Below are 16,359 nucleotides of genomic sequence, written 5' to 3'. Positions count from 1 at the left end.
CCGGCATCTGCATGAACGGGATTGAGAAAAGCAAGGGCTCTATACCGGGCGGCGACGCGATTGCGCTCGCCGCCCGGATCGGGACCGGTGCATTTGATTGCACCGAAGCGATGAAGGCTGCGATTTCCGCCGCCAGGGCGAAGGATGCGCTGGGCGCGATCTGTCATCTCGACGAAGATCTGGGCCTCGCGAATGCCGCCGCGCTTGATCGCGAATATCGAAACAATCCCGCCATATTCTCCGTCCGGCCGTTTGCCGGCGTGCCAACGCTTGCCAAGGATCTCGGCGGCCCGTTCAAGGGTCTTCCGGTTCGCGCCGGCTCGCATCTCTTCGACGACATGCTCGATCCGTCTGCCGATTCCGATCTGGCAGATCGTTTTCGTCAGGCCGGTTTCAGCCTCTTCGGTCTCACCACCAGCCCGGAAGTCGGCCTCTCCCTCGCAAGCGAACCCATGCGCGGACCCGTCTGCTGCAATCCCCTTGACCCCTCCCGTACCGCGGGCGGCTCTTCGGGCGGCGCTGCCGCTGCGGTTGCTGCCGGTATCGTGGCGATTGCCCACGCAACGGATGCCGGTGGTTCCATTCGCGTGCCCGCCGCCTGTTGTGGCCTAATCGGCCTGAAGCCCAGCCGCGGCGCCATTCCGGGCGGGCCGGGCTTCGGCAATCATCTCGGCGGCCTCGCCAGCGAGCTGGCAGTCTGCCGCTCGGTCCGCGATGCCGGTGCTATCTTCGACGCGCTTCATGGAAAACCCGCCGGACCTTACCCGGAGCCGGCGCTCGACAGGAGCGAAAGACCCCGCCTGCGCATCGGCCTGCTAACGGATACCGGCAGCGACTTTCCGACCGAGGCTGCACGACAGCAAGCCGTAGAGGCCGCGGCCCGCGGCCTCGAGGGGGACGGACATGAGATCGTCATCGTGGAATGGCAGCGGCTTGAAGCAAGCATCATCGCGAGTGCCGTCATTTTCGCCGATATCATAGCAATCAATCTGGCATGGCTCGTCGATAGCTTCCATCTTGACCTCTCGAAGGCCGAACCTCTGACGGCAGCCTTTGCGGTGCGCGGGGCCAGACTTGCGCCGACTGCGCTCTGGCAAAGCCTCAGCACCATGCCGCATGTCAGCCATGACGTCTGGCACCTGTTCGACGATATCGATTGCCTGCTGACGCCGATGCTTGCGACAGCCCCTCGGCCGATCGGCTCCTTCCCGACCGATCATCAGGATACCGACCTGCATCTGAACCGCATGGCGCGCTTTGCGCCACTTGCCTGTCTTGCCAATATTTCCGGCTTTCCGGCGCTGACACTGCCTTTTGGAAGCGATGCGGACGGAATGCCGCTGCCTGTGCAATTGCTGGCACCGATGGGCCGCGAACCACTGCTGCTTGCCCTTGCCTCGCGGCTGGAAGCAGAGCAACGTTGGATCCACCCCCATGCCATTGCGGGACTTGCCTCATGACGTCAGCTCCCGTGCTCCAGCTTGACAATATCAGCAAGCGTTTCGGCGCAATCCAGGCCAATGACGATATTTCGCTGAGCCTCGCCAAGGGCGAAGTGTTGGCCCTGCTCGGCGAAAACGGTGCCGGCAAGACGACGCTCATGAGCATCCTCTTCGGTCATTATGTGCCGGATGCAGGAACGATCCATATCGAAGGCAGCGAATTGCCGGCCGGCCGGCCGCGTGCGGCGATCCGCGCCGGCATCGGCATGGTGCACCAGCATTTCTCCTTGGCGCCCAACCTGACCGTTCTCGAAAACGTCATGACGGGGACGGAAAAACTCTGGTCCTTCAAATCGGAGAGAACGGCCGGCCGCGCCAGGCTTCTCTCCATCGCCTCCCGCTTCGGCCTCGGCGTCAACCCCGATGCCCGGCTCGGCGACCTCTCGGTCGGCGAGCAGCAGCGCGTCGAAATCCTCAAGGCGCTCTATAACGATGCCCGAATTCTCATCCTCGACGAGCCGACGGCGGTGCTGACCAATATCGAGGCCGAGCGCCTTTTCCAGACGCTTCGGGAAATGGCCCGGCAGGGCCTGTCGCTGATCTTCATTTCTCACAAGCTTGACGAGGTGATCGGTGCAGCCGACCGCGTCGTCGTGCTGCGCGGCGGAAAGGTGGTCGCCGAGCGGCGGACCGGCGAGACCAGCAAGGCGGAACTCGCCGAACTCATGGTTGGCCGCCGGGTGACGCGCCCGGTGCGCGAAGCGTCTACGCCCGGCGCGGTCGTTTTCGAGGCTGTCGGCGTCACCGTCACTGACGGCGGCCAGGAGCGGCTGAGAGATATCAGCTTTCAGCTCCATGCCGGCGAGACACTCGGCATTATCGGCGTCTCCGGGAATGGCCAGGCGACACTCAGCCATCTCGTCAGCGGACTGGTGGGCTGGAGCCGCGGCGATATCATGCTCTTCGGACAGCCGGTCACCGACGTCAGTGTCGAAAGTCTCATCGATGCCGGCATCGGCCGCATTCCGGAGGACCGCAATAAGGAAGGGGCGATCGGCGAACTCGCGGTCTGGGAAAATGCCGTGCTGGAGCGCATCGCCTCGCCGCGCTTCTCTCGCCATGGGCTGGTCGACCGCAAGGCCGGCATGGCCTTTGCCCAGGAGATCATCGCGGAGTTCGATATTCGCGGCGGCGGACCCTCGACGCGCACGCGGCTTCTGTCTGGTGGCAACATGCAGAAGCTGATCCTTGGGCGCAACCTGCATGACAGGCCGAAGATCCTGATTGCCGCGCAGCCGACACGTGGGCTCGACGAGGGCGCGGTCGCCGCCGTCCATGCCCGGATATTGCAGGCACGCAAGGAGGGCACGGCCGTGCTTCTGATATCGGAGGATCTGGACGAGGTGATCGGCCTTGCCGATCGCATCCAGGCGATCGTCAAGGGGCGCCTGTCGCCCCCTATCGATGCACAAAGTGCCGATCCCCGAAAACTCGGCCTGATGATGTCAGGTGAATGGATGTCCGAGGCCCAGCATGCGTCTTGAACGTCGCGACCACCGTCCGCTCTACCTGGTCGTGGCAGCGCCTGTCGGTGCCGTCATCGCCGCACTCGCCATTGCCGGGATTCTGATTGCGCTCGCAGGCGCCCCTGTCTTCGAAGCCTATTGGCGCATTCTGACCGGCGCCTTCGGCACGCGGCTTTCGGCGACGGAGACGCTGACGCGAGCGACGCCGTTGATGCTGACCGGCCTTGCCGCAGCTGTCGCCTTCCGCGCCCGGCTCTGGAATATCGGCGCCGAAGGCCAGTTCTATCTTGGCGCCATCACAGTTGCCGCACTTGGCTCCAAGCTCCTGGCAGGCCTGCCGGCGGTACTTCTCATCCCTGCTTTGCTGGTCGCGGGCGCCGTTGCCGGCATGGTGCTGATCCTTGTTCCGCTCTGGCTGCGGCTGCGCTTTTCGGTCGATGAAGTGGTCACCAGCCTGCTGTTGAATTTTGTCGCCCTTCTCTTCGTCTCCATGCTGATCGATGGCGTCCTGAAGGATCCGCTCGCCTTCGGCTGGCCGCAATCCATGCCGGTCAGCGATCATGCTCTGCTGCCGAAACTGGTGGCGCGCTCACGGCTGCATGTCGGCTTCATCATCGCCATCGTCATTGCATTTGCCGTATATTTTCTTCAGTCGCGCACTGTCTTCGGTCTGCGTTCGCGCGCCGCCGGTCTCAATCCTGCCGGCGCCGTCTTTGCCGGCGTTCCGCTTGGTATGACGCTGGTGAAAGTCGCATGCCTTTCCGGCGGTCTCGCGGGTCTCGCCGGTGCGATCGAGGTGATGGGCGTCAAGGGTTATGTAACGACCGATCTCTCGCCCGGCTTCGGCTATTCCGGCATCATCGTCGCCATGCTCGCGAACCTGCACCCGATCGGCGTGATTGCCGCGGCCCTCTTCACCGCCACGGTGTTCGTCGGCGCCGACGGCATGAGCCGGGCGCTCGGCATACCGACCTATATTGCCGACGTGACCGTTGCCGTCTCTCTGCTCACCATGCTGATTGCCCTGTTCTTCACCCAATACAGGATCCGCAGATGATGGCTCTGATCGACATTGTCTCCTCTGCAGGCCTCTGGGCCGCCGTGCTGCGCATCGCCACGCCGCTGATCTTCGGCACGCTCGGCGCGCTGCTCTGCGAGCGAGCGGGCGTGCTCAATCTCGGCATCGAAGGCATCATGACCTTCGGGGCGATGATCGGCTGGCTCGCGGTCTTTCATGGCGCCGATCTCTGGACCGGCCTTCTGGTCGCAGCCTTTGCCGGCGCGGTCTTCGGTCTGCTGCATGCGCTGCTGACCGTCACGCTTGGCCTGTCGCAGCACGTCACGGGCCTCGGCATCACGCTCTTTGCCGCCAGCCTCAGTTATTTCATTTTCCGCCTGGTCGTGCCGCTTGCCGGCACACCGCCGACGATCGTGCCCTTCCAGCCGATCGATATTCCCGTCCTCTCCGGCCTGCCCTTCCTTGGCCCTGCGCTCTTTGCACAGACGGCGCCGACCTATCTGGCGATCTTCCTGGCACTCGCGATGGGCTATCTGATCTTCCGAACGCCACTTGGCCTGACGATCCGCATGACCGGCGAAAACCCGCATGCCGCCGAGGCGCAGGGCATAGATCCGATCCGGATCCGTTATGGTGCAATCATTGCCGGAAGCGCCTTGATGGCGGTCGGCGGCGCCTTTCTGACGCTCTCTGCCTTCAACAGCTTCTTCCCAACCATGGTCCAGGGGCGCGGCTGGATTTCCATTGCGCTCGTCGTCTTCGCCTCGTGGCGGCCCGGCCGGGCCCTGCTCGGCGCGCTGCTCTTTGCCTTCTTCGATGCCTTCCAGCTGCGGCTGCAGACGGTGTTCGGCGGGGTCGTGCCCTATCAGCTTTTCCTGATGACGCCCTATCTCCTGTCGATCGCAGCTCTTGCCGTGATGGCGCGACGCGCCCGCGTGCCGCAGGCGCTGATGCAGCCCTATCGCCGCGGCGAGCGGTGATCCCATCCTTCAGAACCACAACAGACCGGTGCCGCCATGTTTGACCTGATCATCAGAAACGCAAATCTTCCCGATGGCCGCATGGGCATCGACATCGCCATAGAGAAGGGCAAAATCGTCGAGGTGGCGGCGAAGATCGAGGCCAGTGCCGGCGAGGAAATCGATGCGACCGGCCAGCTCGTCAGCCCACCCTTCGTCGATCCGCATTTCCACATGGACGCAACGCTCTCGCTCGGCCTGCCGCGCATGAACCGCTCCGGCACGCTTCTCGAAGGCATCGCGCTCTGGGGGGAACTGCGGCCGATCCTCACCCGCGAAGCCCTGGTGGAGCGGGCGCTTCGCTATTGCGATCTTGCTGTCTCGCAGGGGCTTCTCGCCATCCGCAGCCATGTCGATACCAGCGATCCCAGGCTGGTGACCGCCGAGGCACTGATCGAGGTGCGCGAGAAGGTCGCTCCATATCTCGACCTGCAGCTCGTCGCCTTCCCGCAGGATGGTTACTATCGTTCGCCCGGCGGCGTTGACGCCCTGAACCGCGCGCTCGACATGGGTCTCGATATCGTTGGTGGCATTCCGCATTTCGAGCGCACCATGGCCGATGGCGCAGCCTCGGTCGCAGCACTCTGCCGCATCGCCGCCGATCGTGGCCTGCCCGTCGACATGCATTGCGACGAGACCGACGATCCGATGTCGCGTCATATCGAGACGCTTGCCGCCGAGACGGTGCGCTTCGGCCTGCAGGGCCGGGTTGCCGGCTCGCACCTGACCTCCATGCATTCGATGGACAATTATTACGTCTCCAAGCTCATTCCGCTGATGGCGGAGGCTCAGATCAACGTCATCCCCAATCCGCTCATCAACATCATGCTGCAGGGACGCCACGACACCTACCCGAAGCGGCGCGGCATGACACGGGTGCGCGAACTGATGGAAGCCGGCCTCAATGTCTCCTTCGGCCATGATTGCGTGATGGACCCCTGGTATTCCATGGGCTCCGGCGACATGCTGGAGGTCGGCCATATGGCGATCCATGTGGCACAAATGGCCGGCATCGAGGACAAGAAGAAGATCTTCGATGCGTTGACAGTCAATTCGGCAAAAACCATGGGCCTCGAAGGCTACGGCCTGGAAAAGGGTGGGAATGCCGACCTCGTCATCCTGCAGGCGCGCGATCCGGTGGAAGCGCTCAGGCTGAAGGCGAACCGGCTGACCGTCATTCGCCGCGGCAAGATCATTGCCCGCTCGGCGCCGCGTATTGCCGAATTGAGCCTTGCCGGGCGCCCGGCAACGGTCGATGGCGCAGCTTACGCGCCGATCATCCCGAGCCCATGATGGCGCAAGCGATCAGCGCTCTCCCTTGACCTGGATCAGGTAAGGCGGCGTCAGGCCGGAAGGCATGGTGGGCAGGTGCTGGAGGATCTTCAGGTTGGGATCGAGCGCCCGGCGAAGATGATCGGAAAGTGCTGAACAGGCCTTCTCGATATCGTTGGCGAGCAACGCGTCATAGACACGTGTATGCTCCGAAATCATCATCGAAATCTCTTCCTTGGTGCGGAGCTTGGCGAAGGTCGAGTGGGTGGCGATGAGGACACGCTGGCTTCGGCGCACGGCGGAAAGAAGTACCGTGTTGGGGCAAGGCGCAAGCGAGTCCAGATGCAGATCTGCTTCCGCCTGCTCCAGCTTTTCCGGCGCCTGCGGGTAGGGACCGAGGGTAACAAGCCTTTGCCTGCGTTCCTTCAGGTCCGTCTTCGCGAGCAAGGGATAGGCCTGGCGCAAAGCTTCCGGTTCCAGCAGACGGCGCATGTCGTAATGGTGGCGGAAAACCTTGGCGCTGAGCGGTCCGGCGTACCACCGGTTATTGCTGTCCTGCTCGATGACGCCGCTGCGCTCAAGCTGTGTCAGCACTTCATGGGCGATGGTGCGGCTGACGTCATAGTGCTGGGCAAGTGCGGTCTCGTTCAACAGGAAGCGGCCGTAGGCAAGACAGACGGCGACGGCATGCTCGACTTCCGGGTAGATCTGTTCCCGGCGATTGACCACCGGCACCGTGAGTGAACGAGGCAGGTCGAGGCCCGCAGCAAAAAGGTCCCCGCGCTGCGGCTCGCCGCCCGGTACGATGTAGCCGCGCCCTTCGAAGGTGTGGATAAGGCCGTCCCCCAGGAGTCGCCCCAGCGCAATACCGGCCGGAATACGACTGACATTGAAGGCGCGCGCGACATTCGCCTGGCCGAGAACGAGGCCCGGCGTCAGAACGCGCCGTTCCAGATGGTCTCGAAGAACCTGATAGATCGTCAGGTAGATGGGCTCCGACCGAACCGCAGCGGCGGCTTCAGTCTCCACCTCGCTCGGCATCGTCATGTCTCTTCCAGAGGCTCTCTGCCCATTCCCCGATGTGCCCGATCAGTTTGCGGGCGGTCTTGCCTGCGCGATCCATGATGAAGAAACCGTGGATGGTTCCCTGCCACTCCTCGTAACAGACGTCATTTCCGGCGGCAATCAAACGCTGTGCATAAGCACGGCCCTCGTCCCGCAGCGGATCATGGTCGGCGGTAATCAGCAGGGTCAGCGCCAGGTTCGAGAGGTCGGCGGCAAGCAGCGGCGAAACACGCGGATCGGAAGGCGGCGTGCCGCCAGAGAGATAGTTTTCCGCAAACCAGATCATCGTCGACTGCTGCAGCGAAAAACCGTTCGAAAATTCAGCCCGGCTCGCCGTCGTGCCTGCGAGGTCGGTCGCCGGATAGACCAGAACCTGACCGGCAAGCGGGATTTCGAGATCCCGCGCCCGGATTGCCAGGGATGCGCAGATGCTGGCGCCGGCGCTGTCGCCTGCAAGGATCAGGCTCTCTGCATCAAGCCCGAGTGCCTCTCCCTTTGCTCGAAGCCACAGGAGTGCCACTTCGGCATCCTCCAATGCCGCCGGAAACGGCGCCTCCGGCGCCTTGCGATATTCGACCGAGAGCACATTGGCACGCGCCGCATTGCACAGCGTGCGCACCGGCCCGTCATGGGTTTCGATACTGCCGACCATCCAGCCGCCGCCATGGAAGAAGAGGATGGTCCGCCTGGCGTCGGACCTGCGGTAGAGCCTTGCCTTCAGCTTCATTTCACCGTTTGGGATTTCGAGGTTCTCGATACCCGCAACCTCGTCCTTTGCCCCCCAAAGAAGCGCCAGCCGAACCTCGGAATCGGCACGCGCTTCCTGGGGCGAAAGCGTTTCCAGAGCCGGCCCGCCCAATGCGTCGATCTCCTCCAGCAGGGTTCGATATTCCGGCAGAAGCCTCGATCGATCGACCGGGGCCTGGTTTTCTTGCGGCTTCATCAACTCCTCCCGCCGATTGCCTGCCGAGATGGAACCGGAAGATGACAAAAAAGTCAATGATCGAATATTGCATGCGATATTCGATCATGTTAGCGATTGGGTATGGCAATGCTGGAAGAGGACTGGCTTGCCCAAACGGGAGGATGTCATGACAATTCGCAGTTTCATTGCTGCAGGCCTTGCATGCTCTGTGGCACTTGCGCCGCTCGGCGCTTTCGCCTCGGACAACAAGATCGCCCTGGTTCCCGGCGGTCCGCACCCTTATTTTGCGCCCTGGGAACAGGCCGCCGCCGATGCCGCCAAGGATTTCGGCATTGCCGCGGTCGAATACAAAGTGCCGAGCGAATGGAAGCTCGAGGCCCAGACCGAGCTTCTGGAGAGCCTCGCGGCGCAAGGAACAAACGGCTTCGGCGTGTTTCCGGGTGACGCGGTCGGCGTCAACGCCATATTGTCGGAAATGAAGAGCAACAGCATTCCCTCGGTCGCGCTCGGCGGCTGCGCGCAGGATCCAACCGATGTCGGCCTTTGCCTGGCAACCGACGTTTCGCAATCGGCCTACCTTGGGACCAAGGCACTGATCGAGGCGATGGGCGGCAAGGGCACGATCGTCCATCTTGCCGGCCTGCTCGTCGATCCGAACACGACGCTGCGTGTCAAGGCGGTCGAAAAGGCCGTCGCCGAAACGAATGGCGCCGTGACCCTGCTGCAGACCGTCGGCGATACCGACAGCCAGGAACAGGGCGACCAGAAGATCAATGCCCTGCTTGCCGCGCAGAAAGACAAAATCAACGGGCTGATCGCGACCGGCTATATTTCCTCGGTCGTGGCTGCGACCGCGCTCAAGAACCTCGGGGACAAAAAGATCAAACTCGTCGGCATCGATGACGACAAGATCATCCTCGATGGAATCCGGGATGGCTTCGTCGCCGGCACCATGGCGCAGAACCCTTATGGTCAGGCCTATATCGGCGCCTATGCGCTGGACCAGATGGCCGGCGGCTGCAGCGTCAAGGCCGATGCCCCGTGGATCGCCACGCCGCAGACTGCGCATTTCGTCGATTCCGGCACGCTGCTGATCTCCGCCAAGAACGTCGACAGCTACAAGGACGATCTGAAGGCGCTGACGAAGAAGCTGCAGGCAAGCTTCAAGGACACTTACCTTTCCTGCAAGTAAGAGGAGCGGCGCGGGGACCATCCACCCCGCGCCCAACCATTCCTATTCCACGAGACCGGTCGTCCGAGCGCATGGCACCCATCGACAATGATAGTCCCGTCCCCGATGCAGGCAGACACAGCCTGCTGGGACTGCTGACCAGAGGACCCGCGCAGCTGGGCCTGCTGATCATCCTTCTGATCCTGTGGTTCGTTTTCACCAGCCTGGCGCCCGGCTTCCTGTCGCGTTTCAACCTGAATTCCATGGGCCGCTCGGTCGCGATCGACGTCGTCGTCGGTTTCGCCCAGATGGTGGTGCTGGCGACCGGCGGCATGAACCTTTCCGTCGGTGCGATCGGCGTCTGCTGCGTCATGATTGCCGGCTATCTCATGCAGGCGGCCGGCCTGCCTATTCCTGTCGCGATCCTGCTCACGCTCGCCTTCGGCGGTTTGCTCGGCGCGCTCAATGGGTTGGCGATCGTCAAGACCGGCGTCAACAGCTTCATCGTGACGCTTGCGAGCGCCAGCCTGTTTTCCGGCGGCATGCTGATCTTCACCAAGGGCGTGCCACTAAACGGCCTGCCGGCAACCTTCGGCGCCTTCGGGCGTAGCGGCGTCGGCCCAGTGCCGTCGCTCGCAATCGTTGCCCTCCTGATCGGTGCCCTGCTCTACATTCTCTTCAAGCATACGGTTCTCGGCCGGCAGATTCTCGCCGTCGGCGCCAATGCGCGCACGGCGGAAATGTCCGGTATTCCGGTCGGGCGGATCACGATCTTCGTGCATGTCCTCTCGGGTGTGCTTGCCGGCGCTGCCGCATTGATGCTGACATCGAGGCTTTCGGCCGCCATGCCCGCCGTTGCCGGTGACGACTGGCTGCTGCCCTCCTTCCTCGCTCCCGTCATCGGCGGCACCGCACTTGCCGGCGGCATGGTATCAGTGATCGGCACGATCCTCGGAGCACTGCTGGTTGCCACCATCCGCAGCGGCCTGCTTGTGCTGCAGGTCGGGAATTTCTGGCTGCAGCTCTTCCTTGGCGTCTTCCTGCTCTCGGCCATCCTCTTCGAGCGCTACCGCGCCAAACTCGCCATCCGCGAACAGACGAGGCGCGCATGAAAACGTTGCTTTCCTTCGCAGCGCGCACGCAATGGTCCGGCATCCTTGTCGGCGTCATTGCCGGCGGTATTGCACTTTCCTTCGCCTCGCCTGCCTTCATGACCGAATTCAACTGGTTCGTCATGCTGCGCAGCATCTGCGTTTCGCTGCTCGTCGCCTTCAGCCAGATGGTCATGCTGGGCGTCGGCCAGATGAACCTTTCGGTCGGCGCGCTCGGCGGTCTCGTCGCCGTCGTTACCGGCGGACTGATGGATGTCTGGGGCCTGCCGGCGATCGTCGCCATCGGCATCGGCATCGTCTTCGGCGGCCTTGCCGGCTTTATCAATGGCTGGCTGACGGTGAGGACCGGCATTAACGGCTTCATCGTGACACTTGCGACGGGATCGGCCTTTGCCGGCATCAATCTCGGGATAACCAAGGCCATCCCCTTCTACAATCTATCGCCTGCCTTCGTCGCCTTCGGCAACGGCCGTTTCGGACCCTTTCCGCTCCTGCTCATCGTGCCGCTGCTGGTGACCGTGCTGCTCGTCATCTTCTTTGCCCGCACGGTCGAGGGCCGCTACATGCTGGCGGTCGGCGGCAATGCCCATGCGGCGGAACTTTCGGGCATTTCGGTCGCCCGCGCCACCATCATGGCCCATGTCGTGTCAGGCCTGCTGGCCGCGACCGCCGGTGTGCTGGCCGTCGCCCAGCTCGGCTCTGCCCAGCCGACGATCGGCGCGGACTGGGTGGTCATTTCCTTTGCGGCACCGATCATCGGCGGTGCCAGCCTTGCCGGCGGCTCCATCTCCATTCTCGGCACCCTCATCGCCGTGTTGCTGGTCGGGCTGATCCAGAATGCCATGGTGCTGCTGGCGGTCGATCCCTACTGGGTCACCTTCCTGCTCGGTGCGCTGATCCTTGCCGCCGTCTGGATCAATCGCTACCGGGCGATCCGGGTCGGGGAGGATTGAGATGGCACTCATTCTGGACCGGATCGGCAAATCGTTCCCGGGCGTGCGGGCGCTCAACAATGCATCGCTGACCCTCAACGGCGGCGAGATACACGCGCTGATGGGCGAAAACGGCGCCGGCAAATCGACGCTGATCAAGATCATCACCGGCGTCCACCGGCCAGACAGCGGGACAGTCACGTTCGATGGTATGCCGCTGTCACTTGCCTCGCCGCGCGACGCGATCGCGCTCGGCATTTCCGCGGTGCACCAGGAACGCAACCTCATTCCGCGCTTCTCAGTGGCGGAGAACATTCTTCTGGAGAGCTTGCCGGTTCGCAACGGCCTCGTCGATTTCCGCCGCGCCAATGAAGAGGCGCGCATGCATCTGCGCAAGGTCGGCCTCGACGTCGATCCGGCAACGGAGGTGCGACGCCTCAGCGTCGCCCAGATGCAGATGGTGGAGATCGCCAAGGCGCTCAGCCATCAGGCCAAGGTACTTCTGCTCGACGAGCCAACCGCATCGATTACCGATGCCGAAACTGAAATCCTCTTTCGCCTCGTGCGACAGCTGCGCGATCAGGGAACGGCGATCCTCTTCGTCAGCCACAAGCTGGAGGAAGTCTTGAGCCTTTGCGATCGGGTCACGGTCCTGCGCGACGGCGAAACCACGCTACGCGGTGCGCCGATGACCGGCATGACGCGGCAGACGCTGATCGAGGCGATGATCGGCCGCGCTGAGCGCCCGGTCATCGCGCGCTCACGCAAGCCGCAGGAAGGGGTGGCGAAACTCGAGTTGCGTGATGTCGCCACCGCCGCCGGCCATGACAATGTCAATTTCTCGGTTCATCGCGGCGAAATCCTCGGCCTCTACGGCCTTGTCGGCGCCGGCCGGACCGAGCTTGTCCGTGCCGTCATCGGCAAGGACAAGCTGACATCGGGAACGGTGGTGATCGATGGCAAAGCCGTCCGCATCCGCTCGGTTGAGGAGGCGATCAAGCGCTTCCGCATGGGCTATGTCAGCGAGGATAGGAAGCACGAGGGCGTCATTCTCGCCCATCCGATCCGTTCGAATATCGCCATGACCGTCTGGGGCAGGATTGCCTCGACCCTTGGGCTGATCGGCGCTGGCAAGGAGCGCAAGACTGCCGCGCCGCTCGCCCGGCAGCTGGAAATCCGAACACCCAGCCTGGAACAACTCGTCGGCAACCTCTCGGGCGGTAACCAGCAGAAGGTCTCGCTCGCCAAATGGCTCGCCGCCGATGTCGATATCCTCTTCATCGACGAGCCGACCGTCGGCATCGACATCAAGGCCAAGGCCTATATCCATGAGCTGATCAACGGCCTTGCCGACAAGGGCATGGCGATCCTGCTGATCTCCAGCGACATGCCGGAAATGGTGGCGCTCGCCGACCGCATTCTCGTCATGCACGATTTCAAGATCGTCCACGAACATGAAAACGACCACAAGTATGAAACGGCCAGCCGCGCCATCATGTCGGCGATCCACGCTGCCGAACCCGCTCAGGCCCGTACGGCAAGCTAGGAGGAACCATGGCCCGCATTGAAAAGATCGAACTGCGCATGGTGGACCTGCCGCCGAAGGTGAAGCGTACCGATGCGATCCAGAGCTTCGTCAGCCAGGAAACACCAATCGTCACCATCACCGATTCCGACGGGGCTTCCGGCACCGGTTATTCCTATACGATCGGGACAGGCGGTTCCTCCGTCATGCGGCTTCTGTCGGACCATCTGGCCCCGCTCCTGATCGGCGAGGATGCCGATTGCATCGAGGCGATCTGGCACAGGCTGGAATTTGCCACACATGCCACAACGATCGGTGCGATAACAGCGCTGGCACTCGCCGCCGTCGATACCGCGCTCTGGGATCTCAGGGCAAAGAAGCAGGGTCTGCCGCTCTGGAAGCTAGCCGGCGGCGCGAAGGAGAGCTGCCCGCTCTATACGACCGAAGGCGGCTGGTTGCATATCGAGAAGGAAGCGCTTGTCGAAGACGCCCTGCAGGCGAAGGCCAAGGGCTTTTCCGGCTCGAAGGTGAAGATCGGCAAGCCGCACGGCGCCGAGGACTACGCCCGGCTGGCTGCAATGCGTGCGGCGCTCGGCGATGGCTTCGAGATCATGACCGACTGCAACCAAGGCTTTACCGTCGATGAAGTGATCCGCCGCGCGGCGCGGCTGAGAGAACTCGATCTCGCCTGGATCGAAGAGCCGCTGCCGGCCGACGATCTCGACGGCCATATCCGGCTGTCACGCTCGACCCCGACGCCGATCGCCGTCGGTGAATCCCTCTATTCGATCCGGCATTTCCGCGAATATATGCAGAAGGGCGCCTGCTCGATCGTGCAGGTCGACGTCGCCCGCATCGGCGGTATCACGCCCTGGCTGAAGGTGGCGCACGCGGCCGAAGCCTTCGATATCCCCGTCTGCCCGCATTTCCTGATGGAGCTGCATGTCAGTCTGGTCTGCGCCATCCAGAACGGCAAATATGTCGAATACATTCCGCAGCTGGACGACCTGACGGCCAAGGGCATGGAGATCCGAAACGGTCGCGCCGTCGCCCCTTCCGAACCTGGCATCGGCATCGAATGGGATTGGGATGCCGTGAAGGCCCGCAGCGTCGCCGAGTTCACCACGGAAATCACGCAAGGGCGGTAGAATATGCAGCGCATGGGCATGGTGATCGGGTTGGAGCCCGACAAGGTCGCAGACTACAAGGCACTGCATGCCGCCGTCTGGCCGGAGATCCTGGCGCTGCTCTCGGTTTGCAACATCACCAACTATTCAATCTACCTCAAGGAGCCGGAAAACCTGCTTTTCGGCTACTGGGAATATGTCGGCGACGATTTCAATGCCGACATGGCGAAGATGGCCGCCGACCCGAAAAACCAGGAATGGTGGGCGGCCTGCATGCCCTGCCAGAAGCCACTTGCTACGCGCAAGGAAGGCGAATGGTGGGCAATGATGCCGGAGGTGTTTCACCTGGATTGAAGTCCAGACTTGCGCATGCGTTGAAGCTCCGAGACCGCTCAATAGGATCTGTCGAAGCCGAGCTCAAACCAATCAAGCGCATCATCCGACAAGAGTTCCTTCTTCGCCAGGCCATCCAGTATCCATTTGCCATAGGTATCGCCCTTCGGGAGTGGCCCAATCTTCAGGCGCTCGGCGATCTGCAGGGTGATGGCGGTCTGATCCCTTGCTTTCAAGAGCAAGACCAGCCGCCCCGCAAGGTTTGGGCCGCCCTTCCTCCTCCTGTCCAGCGTTCCAGCCACACAGCCTGTGAAATAGCCGGCTCTCTTGGCCCTCGGAAACCAGGCGCTGCCGTCGTCGAAGGTCGGGGTGCCAAGCCTCTCCTGGATGGATTTGTCCCGTTTGCCCCAATGGAGCACAGCATCAAGCTGATCAACCACCTCGGCGGCCCTATCGCTCGCGAACATGAGACGCACATATTGGCAAAGAGCCGGCGCGCCGCTGCTCCTCTCGATCTCATCACTCACGCCGGCAGGATCGGCGATAATCGCCGCGCCGAGTTCACTAAGAATTTTCTTCCGCTTCTGCTCATTGAGGGCGGTCAGATCGTGCCTGCCCCTGATGAAATCGCTCCAGGTGGCGACGGCCTGGTTGTGCCCCATCGCGGAAATCGCGGATAACATCAGCACAACCGCGACAAGCGCATGCCTGAAAGCGGATTTTACCATTCTGACGGAACTCCGTGGTGTCATTTCGATCTGATGCAGCCTCGACTATTGTCCAGATTCGAAGGCTAGGCGAGAGCGTGGCGGCTTACGATCAGCTCTTATCCACCTCGACAGTCGCCGTCAGGCCGGCAATCAGCCTGACATCGTCAGGAACGTTGTCGATGCTGATGCGCACCGGCACGCGCTGGGCAAGACGCACCCAGCTGAAGGTCGGGTTGATATTGGCAAGCAGACCGGTGCCGGAAGTGCGTTCGCGATCCTCGATGCCGGTCGCAATACTTTCGACATGGCCGTCAAGGCTCTGCGAATGCCCCATCAGGTGGATGGAAACCTTATCGCCGGGGTGGATGCGCGGCAGCTTGGTTTCCTCGAAATAGCCTTCGACGCGCAGCGAATCCGTATCGATCAGCGCGATCTTGGCAGTGCCGGCGCTGACATAGTCGCCCGGTCGCAGGCTGAGATTGGAAACCGTGCCGTTGACCGTTGCCTTGATCTCGGAACGGTCGAGATTGAGCGCAGCGAGATCACGGTTGGCTTTCGCCTGTCGGAAGGCGGCCTCTGCCTGTTCTTCCGCCGTCTGCGCCTGTTCCTTCTGCTGCAGAGAGGCGGCGTCGCCGAGGCGGCCCTGACGCTCGTGCTCGCGATGCGCCTGGTCGAGGGCGGCCTTGCTGCTTTCAAGCGCTGCCTCAGACTGGGTGAGAGCGATCGCGAACCGTTCGCGATCAATGCGGAAAAGGACATCGCCTTTCCTGACCATCTGGTTGTCGGTAACGAGCACGTCGCTGACAAGGCCGGAAACATCAGGCGCGATCCCGACAACATCGGCGCGCAGGCGCGCATCGCGCGTCCAGGGTTCGTCCATGTAGTGGCCCCAGAGACCGCGGCCAACGAAGAGGGCGGCGATGACAACGGCAAGGGTGACGATAAGGCGGCCAGTGAATTTCAGGGCGTTCATGCAAAGTACCAGCGTGTGATGGAGGAGACGGCTCCGAGGACGAGCACGTAAAGGGCAAGGTCGAAGAGACCGCGATGCCAGACGAGGGAATAGGCACCGAGCCAGGCAAGCATCCGTCTGACGACGATAATCAAGAGAAGGCTCAGCACCATGAGAACAAGGAGGCGTGGCACATAGACGCCGTAAACATCAAATTCTGCGGGCATGAC

General features: G+C 62.5%; 16 protein-coding genes. 11 read left to right on the top strand and 5 right to left on the bottom strand.

What is annotated here, in order from left to right; all coding sequences use genetic code 11:
• Positions 1-11: 11 nt before the first annotated feature.
• The 5 genes from AC1DF8_RS17375 to AC1DF8_RS17355 are packed head-to-tail and all read left to right on the top strand — an operon-like array spanning position 12 to position 6,298.
• Entirely contained in the window at positions 12-1,460 is a 1,449-nt protein-coding gene (locus AC1DF8_RS17375) for an amidase (protein WP_478154268.1), read from the top strand.
• Positions 1,457-2,986 carry an ABC transporter ATP-binding protein gene (locus tag AC1DF8_RS17370; protein WP_478154267.1) on the top strand — a complete coding sequence of 510 codons (1,530 nt, stop codon included), beginning with the start codon at positions 1,457-1,459 and terminating at the stop codon, positions 2,984-2,986. The genes AC1DF8_RS17375 and AC1DF8_RS17370 overlap by 4 nt, the downstream gene beginning before the upstream one ends.
• Positions 2,976-4,025, top strand: a complete 1,050-nt coding sequence (locus tag AC1DF8_RS17365; protein ID WP_478154266.1) for an ABC transporter permease — start codon at positions 2,976-2,978, stop codon at positions 4,023-4,025. Before AC1DF8_RS17370 ends, AC1DF8_RS17365 begins: the two co-directional genes overlap by 11 nt.
• Positions 4,022-4,966 (top strand): ABC transporter permease, encoded by a 945-nt coding sequence (locus AC1DF8_RS17360; RefSeq protein WP_478154265.1) that lies wholly within the window; start codon positions 4,022-4,024, stop codon positions 4,964-4,966. The genes AC1DF8_RS17365 and AC1DF8_RS17360 overlap by 4 nt, the downstream gene beginning before the upstream one ends.
• Before the next feature lie 36 nt (positions 4,967-5,002).
• Complete coding sequence (locus AC1DF8_RS17355) at positions 5,003-6,298, top strand: amidohydrolase family protein (RefSeq protein ID WP_478154264.1); 1,296 nt, start codon at positions 5,003-5,005, stop codon at positions 6,296-6,298.
• 12 nt (positions 6,299-6,310) lie between these two features.
• On the opposite strand, the gene AC1DF8_RS17350 is transcribed toward AC1DF8_RS17355, so the two are convergent.
• Both AC1DF8_RS17350 and AC1DF8_RS17345 read right to left on the bottom strand, forming a co-directional pair.
• A complete protein-coding gene (locus AC1DF8_RS17350) occupies positions 6,311-7,324 on the bottom strand; it encodes a GntR family transcriptional regulator (protein WP_478154263.1) in 1,014 nt (337 codons plus the stop codon).
• Positions 7,296-8,285: an alpha/beta hydrolase gene (locus tag AC1DF8_RS17345; protein WP_478154262.1), complete on the bottom strand. Its 990-nt coding sequence runs from the start codon at positions 8,283-8,285 to the stop codon at positions 7,296-7,298. The genes AC1DF8_RS17350 and AC1DF8_RS17345 overlap by 29 nt, the downstream gene beginning before the upstream one ends.
• A gap of 148 nt (positions 8,286-8,433) precedes the next feature.
• Between AC1DF8_RS17345 and AC1DF8_RS17340 the strand changes: the two genes are divergently transcribed.
• The 6 genes from AC1DF8_RS17340 (at position 8,434) to AC1DF8_RS17315 (ending at position 14,488) form a co-directional block, all read left to right on the top strand.
• The gene (locus tag AC1DF8_RS17340) at positions 8,434-9,459 is read left to right on the top strand and encodes a sugar ABC transporter substrate-binding protein (protein ID WP_478154261.1); all 1,026 of its coding nucleotides are present in this window, start codon (positions 8,434-8,436) and stop codon (positions 9,457-9,459) included.
• 71 nt (positions 9,460-9,530) lie between these two features.
• On the top strand, positions 9,531-10,550 hold the full coding sequence (locus AC1DF8_RS17335; protein WP_112969613.1) for an ABC transporter permease: 1,020 nt from the start codon (positions 9,531-9,533) through the stop codon (positions 10,548-10,550).
• Positions 10,547-11,503: an ABC transporter permease gene (locus AC1DF8_RS17330; protein WP_183879330.1), complete on the top strand. Its 957-nt coding sequence runs from the start codon at positions 10,547-10,549 to the stop codon at positions 11,501-11,503. The genes AC1DF8_RS17335 and AC1DF8_RS17330 overlap by 4 nt, the downstream gene beginning before the upstream one ends.
• 1 nt (position 11,504) lies before the next feature.
• A complete protein-coding gene (locus AC1DF8_RS17325) occupies positions 11,505-13,028 on the top strand; it encodes a sugar ABC transporter ATP-binding protein (protein WP_478154260.1) in 1,524 nt (507 codons plus the stop codon).
• An 8-nt stretch (positions 13,029-13,036) separates the two neighbouring features.
• Positions 13,037-14,155: a mandelate racemase/muconate lactonizing enzyme family protein gene (locus AC1DF8_RS17320; RefSeq protein ID WP_478154259.1), complete on the top strand. Its 1,119-nt coding sequence runs from the start codon at positions 13,037-13,039 to the stop codon at positions 14,153-14,155.
• A gap of 3 nt (positions 14,156-14,158) precedes the next feature.
• Positions 14,159-14,488 (top strand): L-rhamnose mutarotase, encoded by a 330-nt coding sequence (locus tag AC1DF8_RS17315; RefSeq protein WP_478154258.1) that lies wholly within the window; start codon positions 14,159-14,161, stop codon positions 14,486-14,488.
• Positions 14,489-14,526: 38 nt separating this feature from the next.
• On the opposite strand, the gene AC1DF8_RS17310 is transcribed toward AC1DF8_RS17315, so the two are convergent.
• From AC1DF8_RS17310 to AC1DF8_RS17300, 3 genes are all read right to left on the bottom strand, one after another.
• On the bottom strand, positions 14,527-15,195 hold the full coding sequence (locus AC1DF8_RS17310) for a hypothetical protein (protein ID WP_478154257.1): 669 nt from the start codon (positions 15,193-15,195) through the stop codon (positions 14,527-14,529).
• A gap of 91 nt (positions 15,196-15,286) precedes the next feature.
• Positions 15,287-16,150 (bottom strand): efflux RND transporter periplasmic adaptor subunit, encoded by an 864-nt coding sequence (locus AC1DF8_RS17305; protein ID WP_478154256.1) that lies wholly within the window; start codon positions 16,148-16,150, stop codon positions 15,287-15,289.
• On the bottom strand, positions 16,147-16,356 hold the full coding sequence (locus AC1DF8_RS17300) for a DUF1656 domain-containing protein (protein ID WP_112542040.1): 210 nt from the start codon (positions 16,354-16,356) through the stop codon (positions 16,147-16,149). Before AC1DF8_RS17300 ends, AC1DF8_RS17305 begins: the two co-directional genes overlap by 4 nt.
• Positions 16,357-16,359: the final 3 nt, after the last annotated feature.

The sequence above is a fragment of the Rhizobium sp. 05N49 genome, from assembly GCF_056396805.1.
This window is presented reverse-complemented; position numbering and strand designations above follow the sequence as displayed.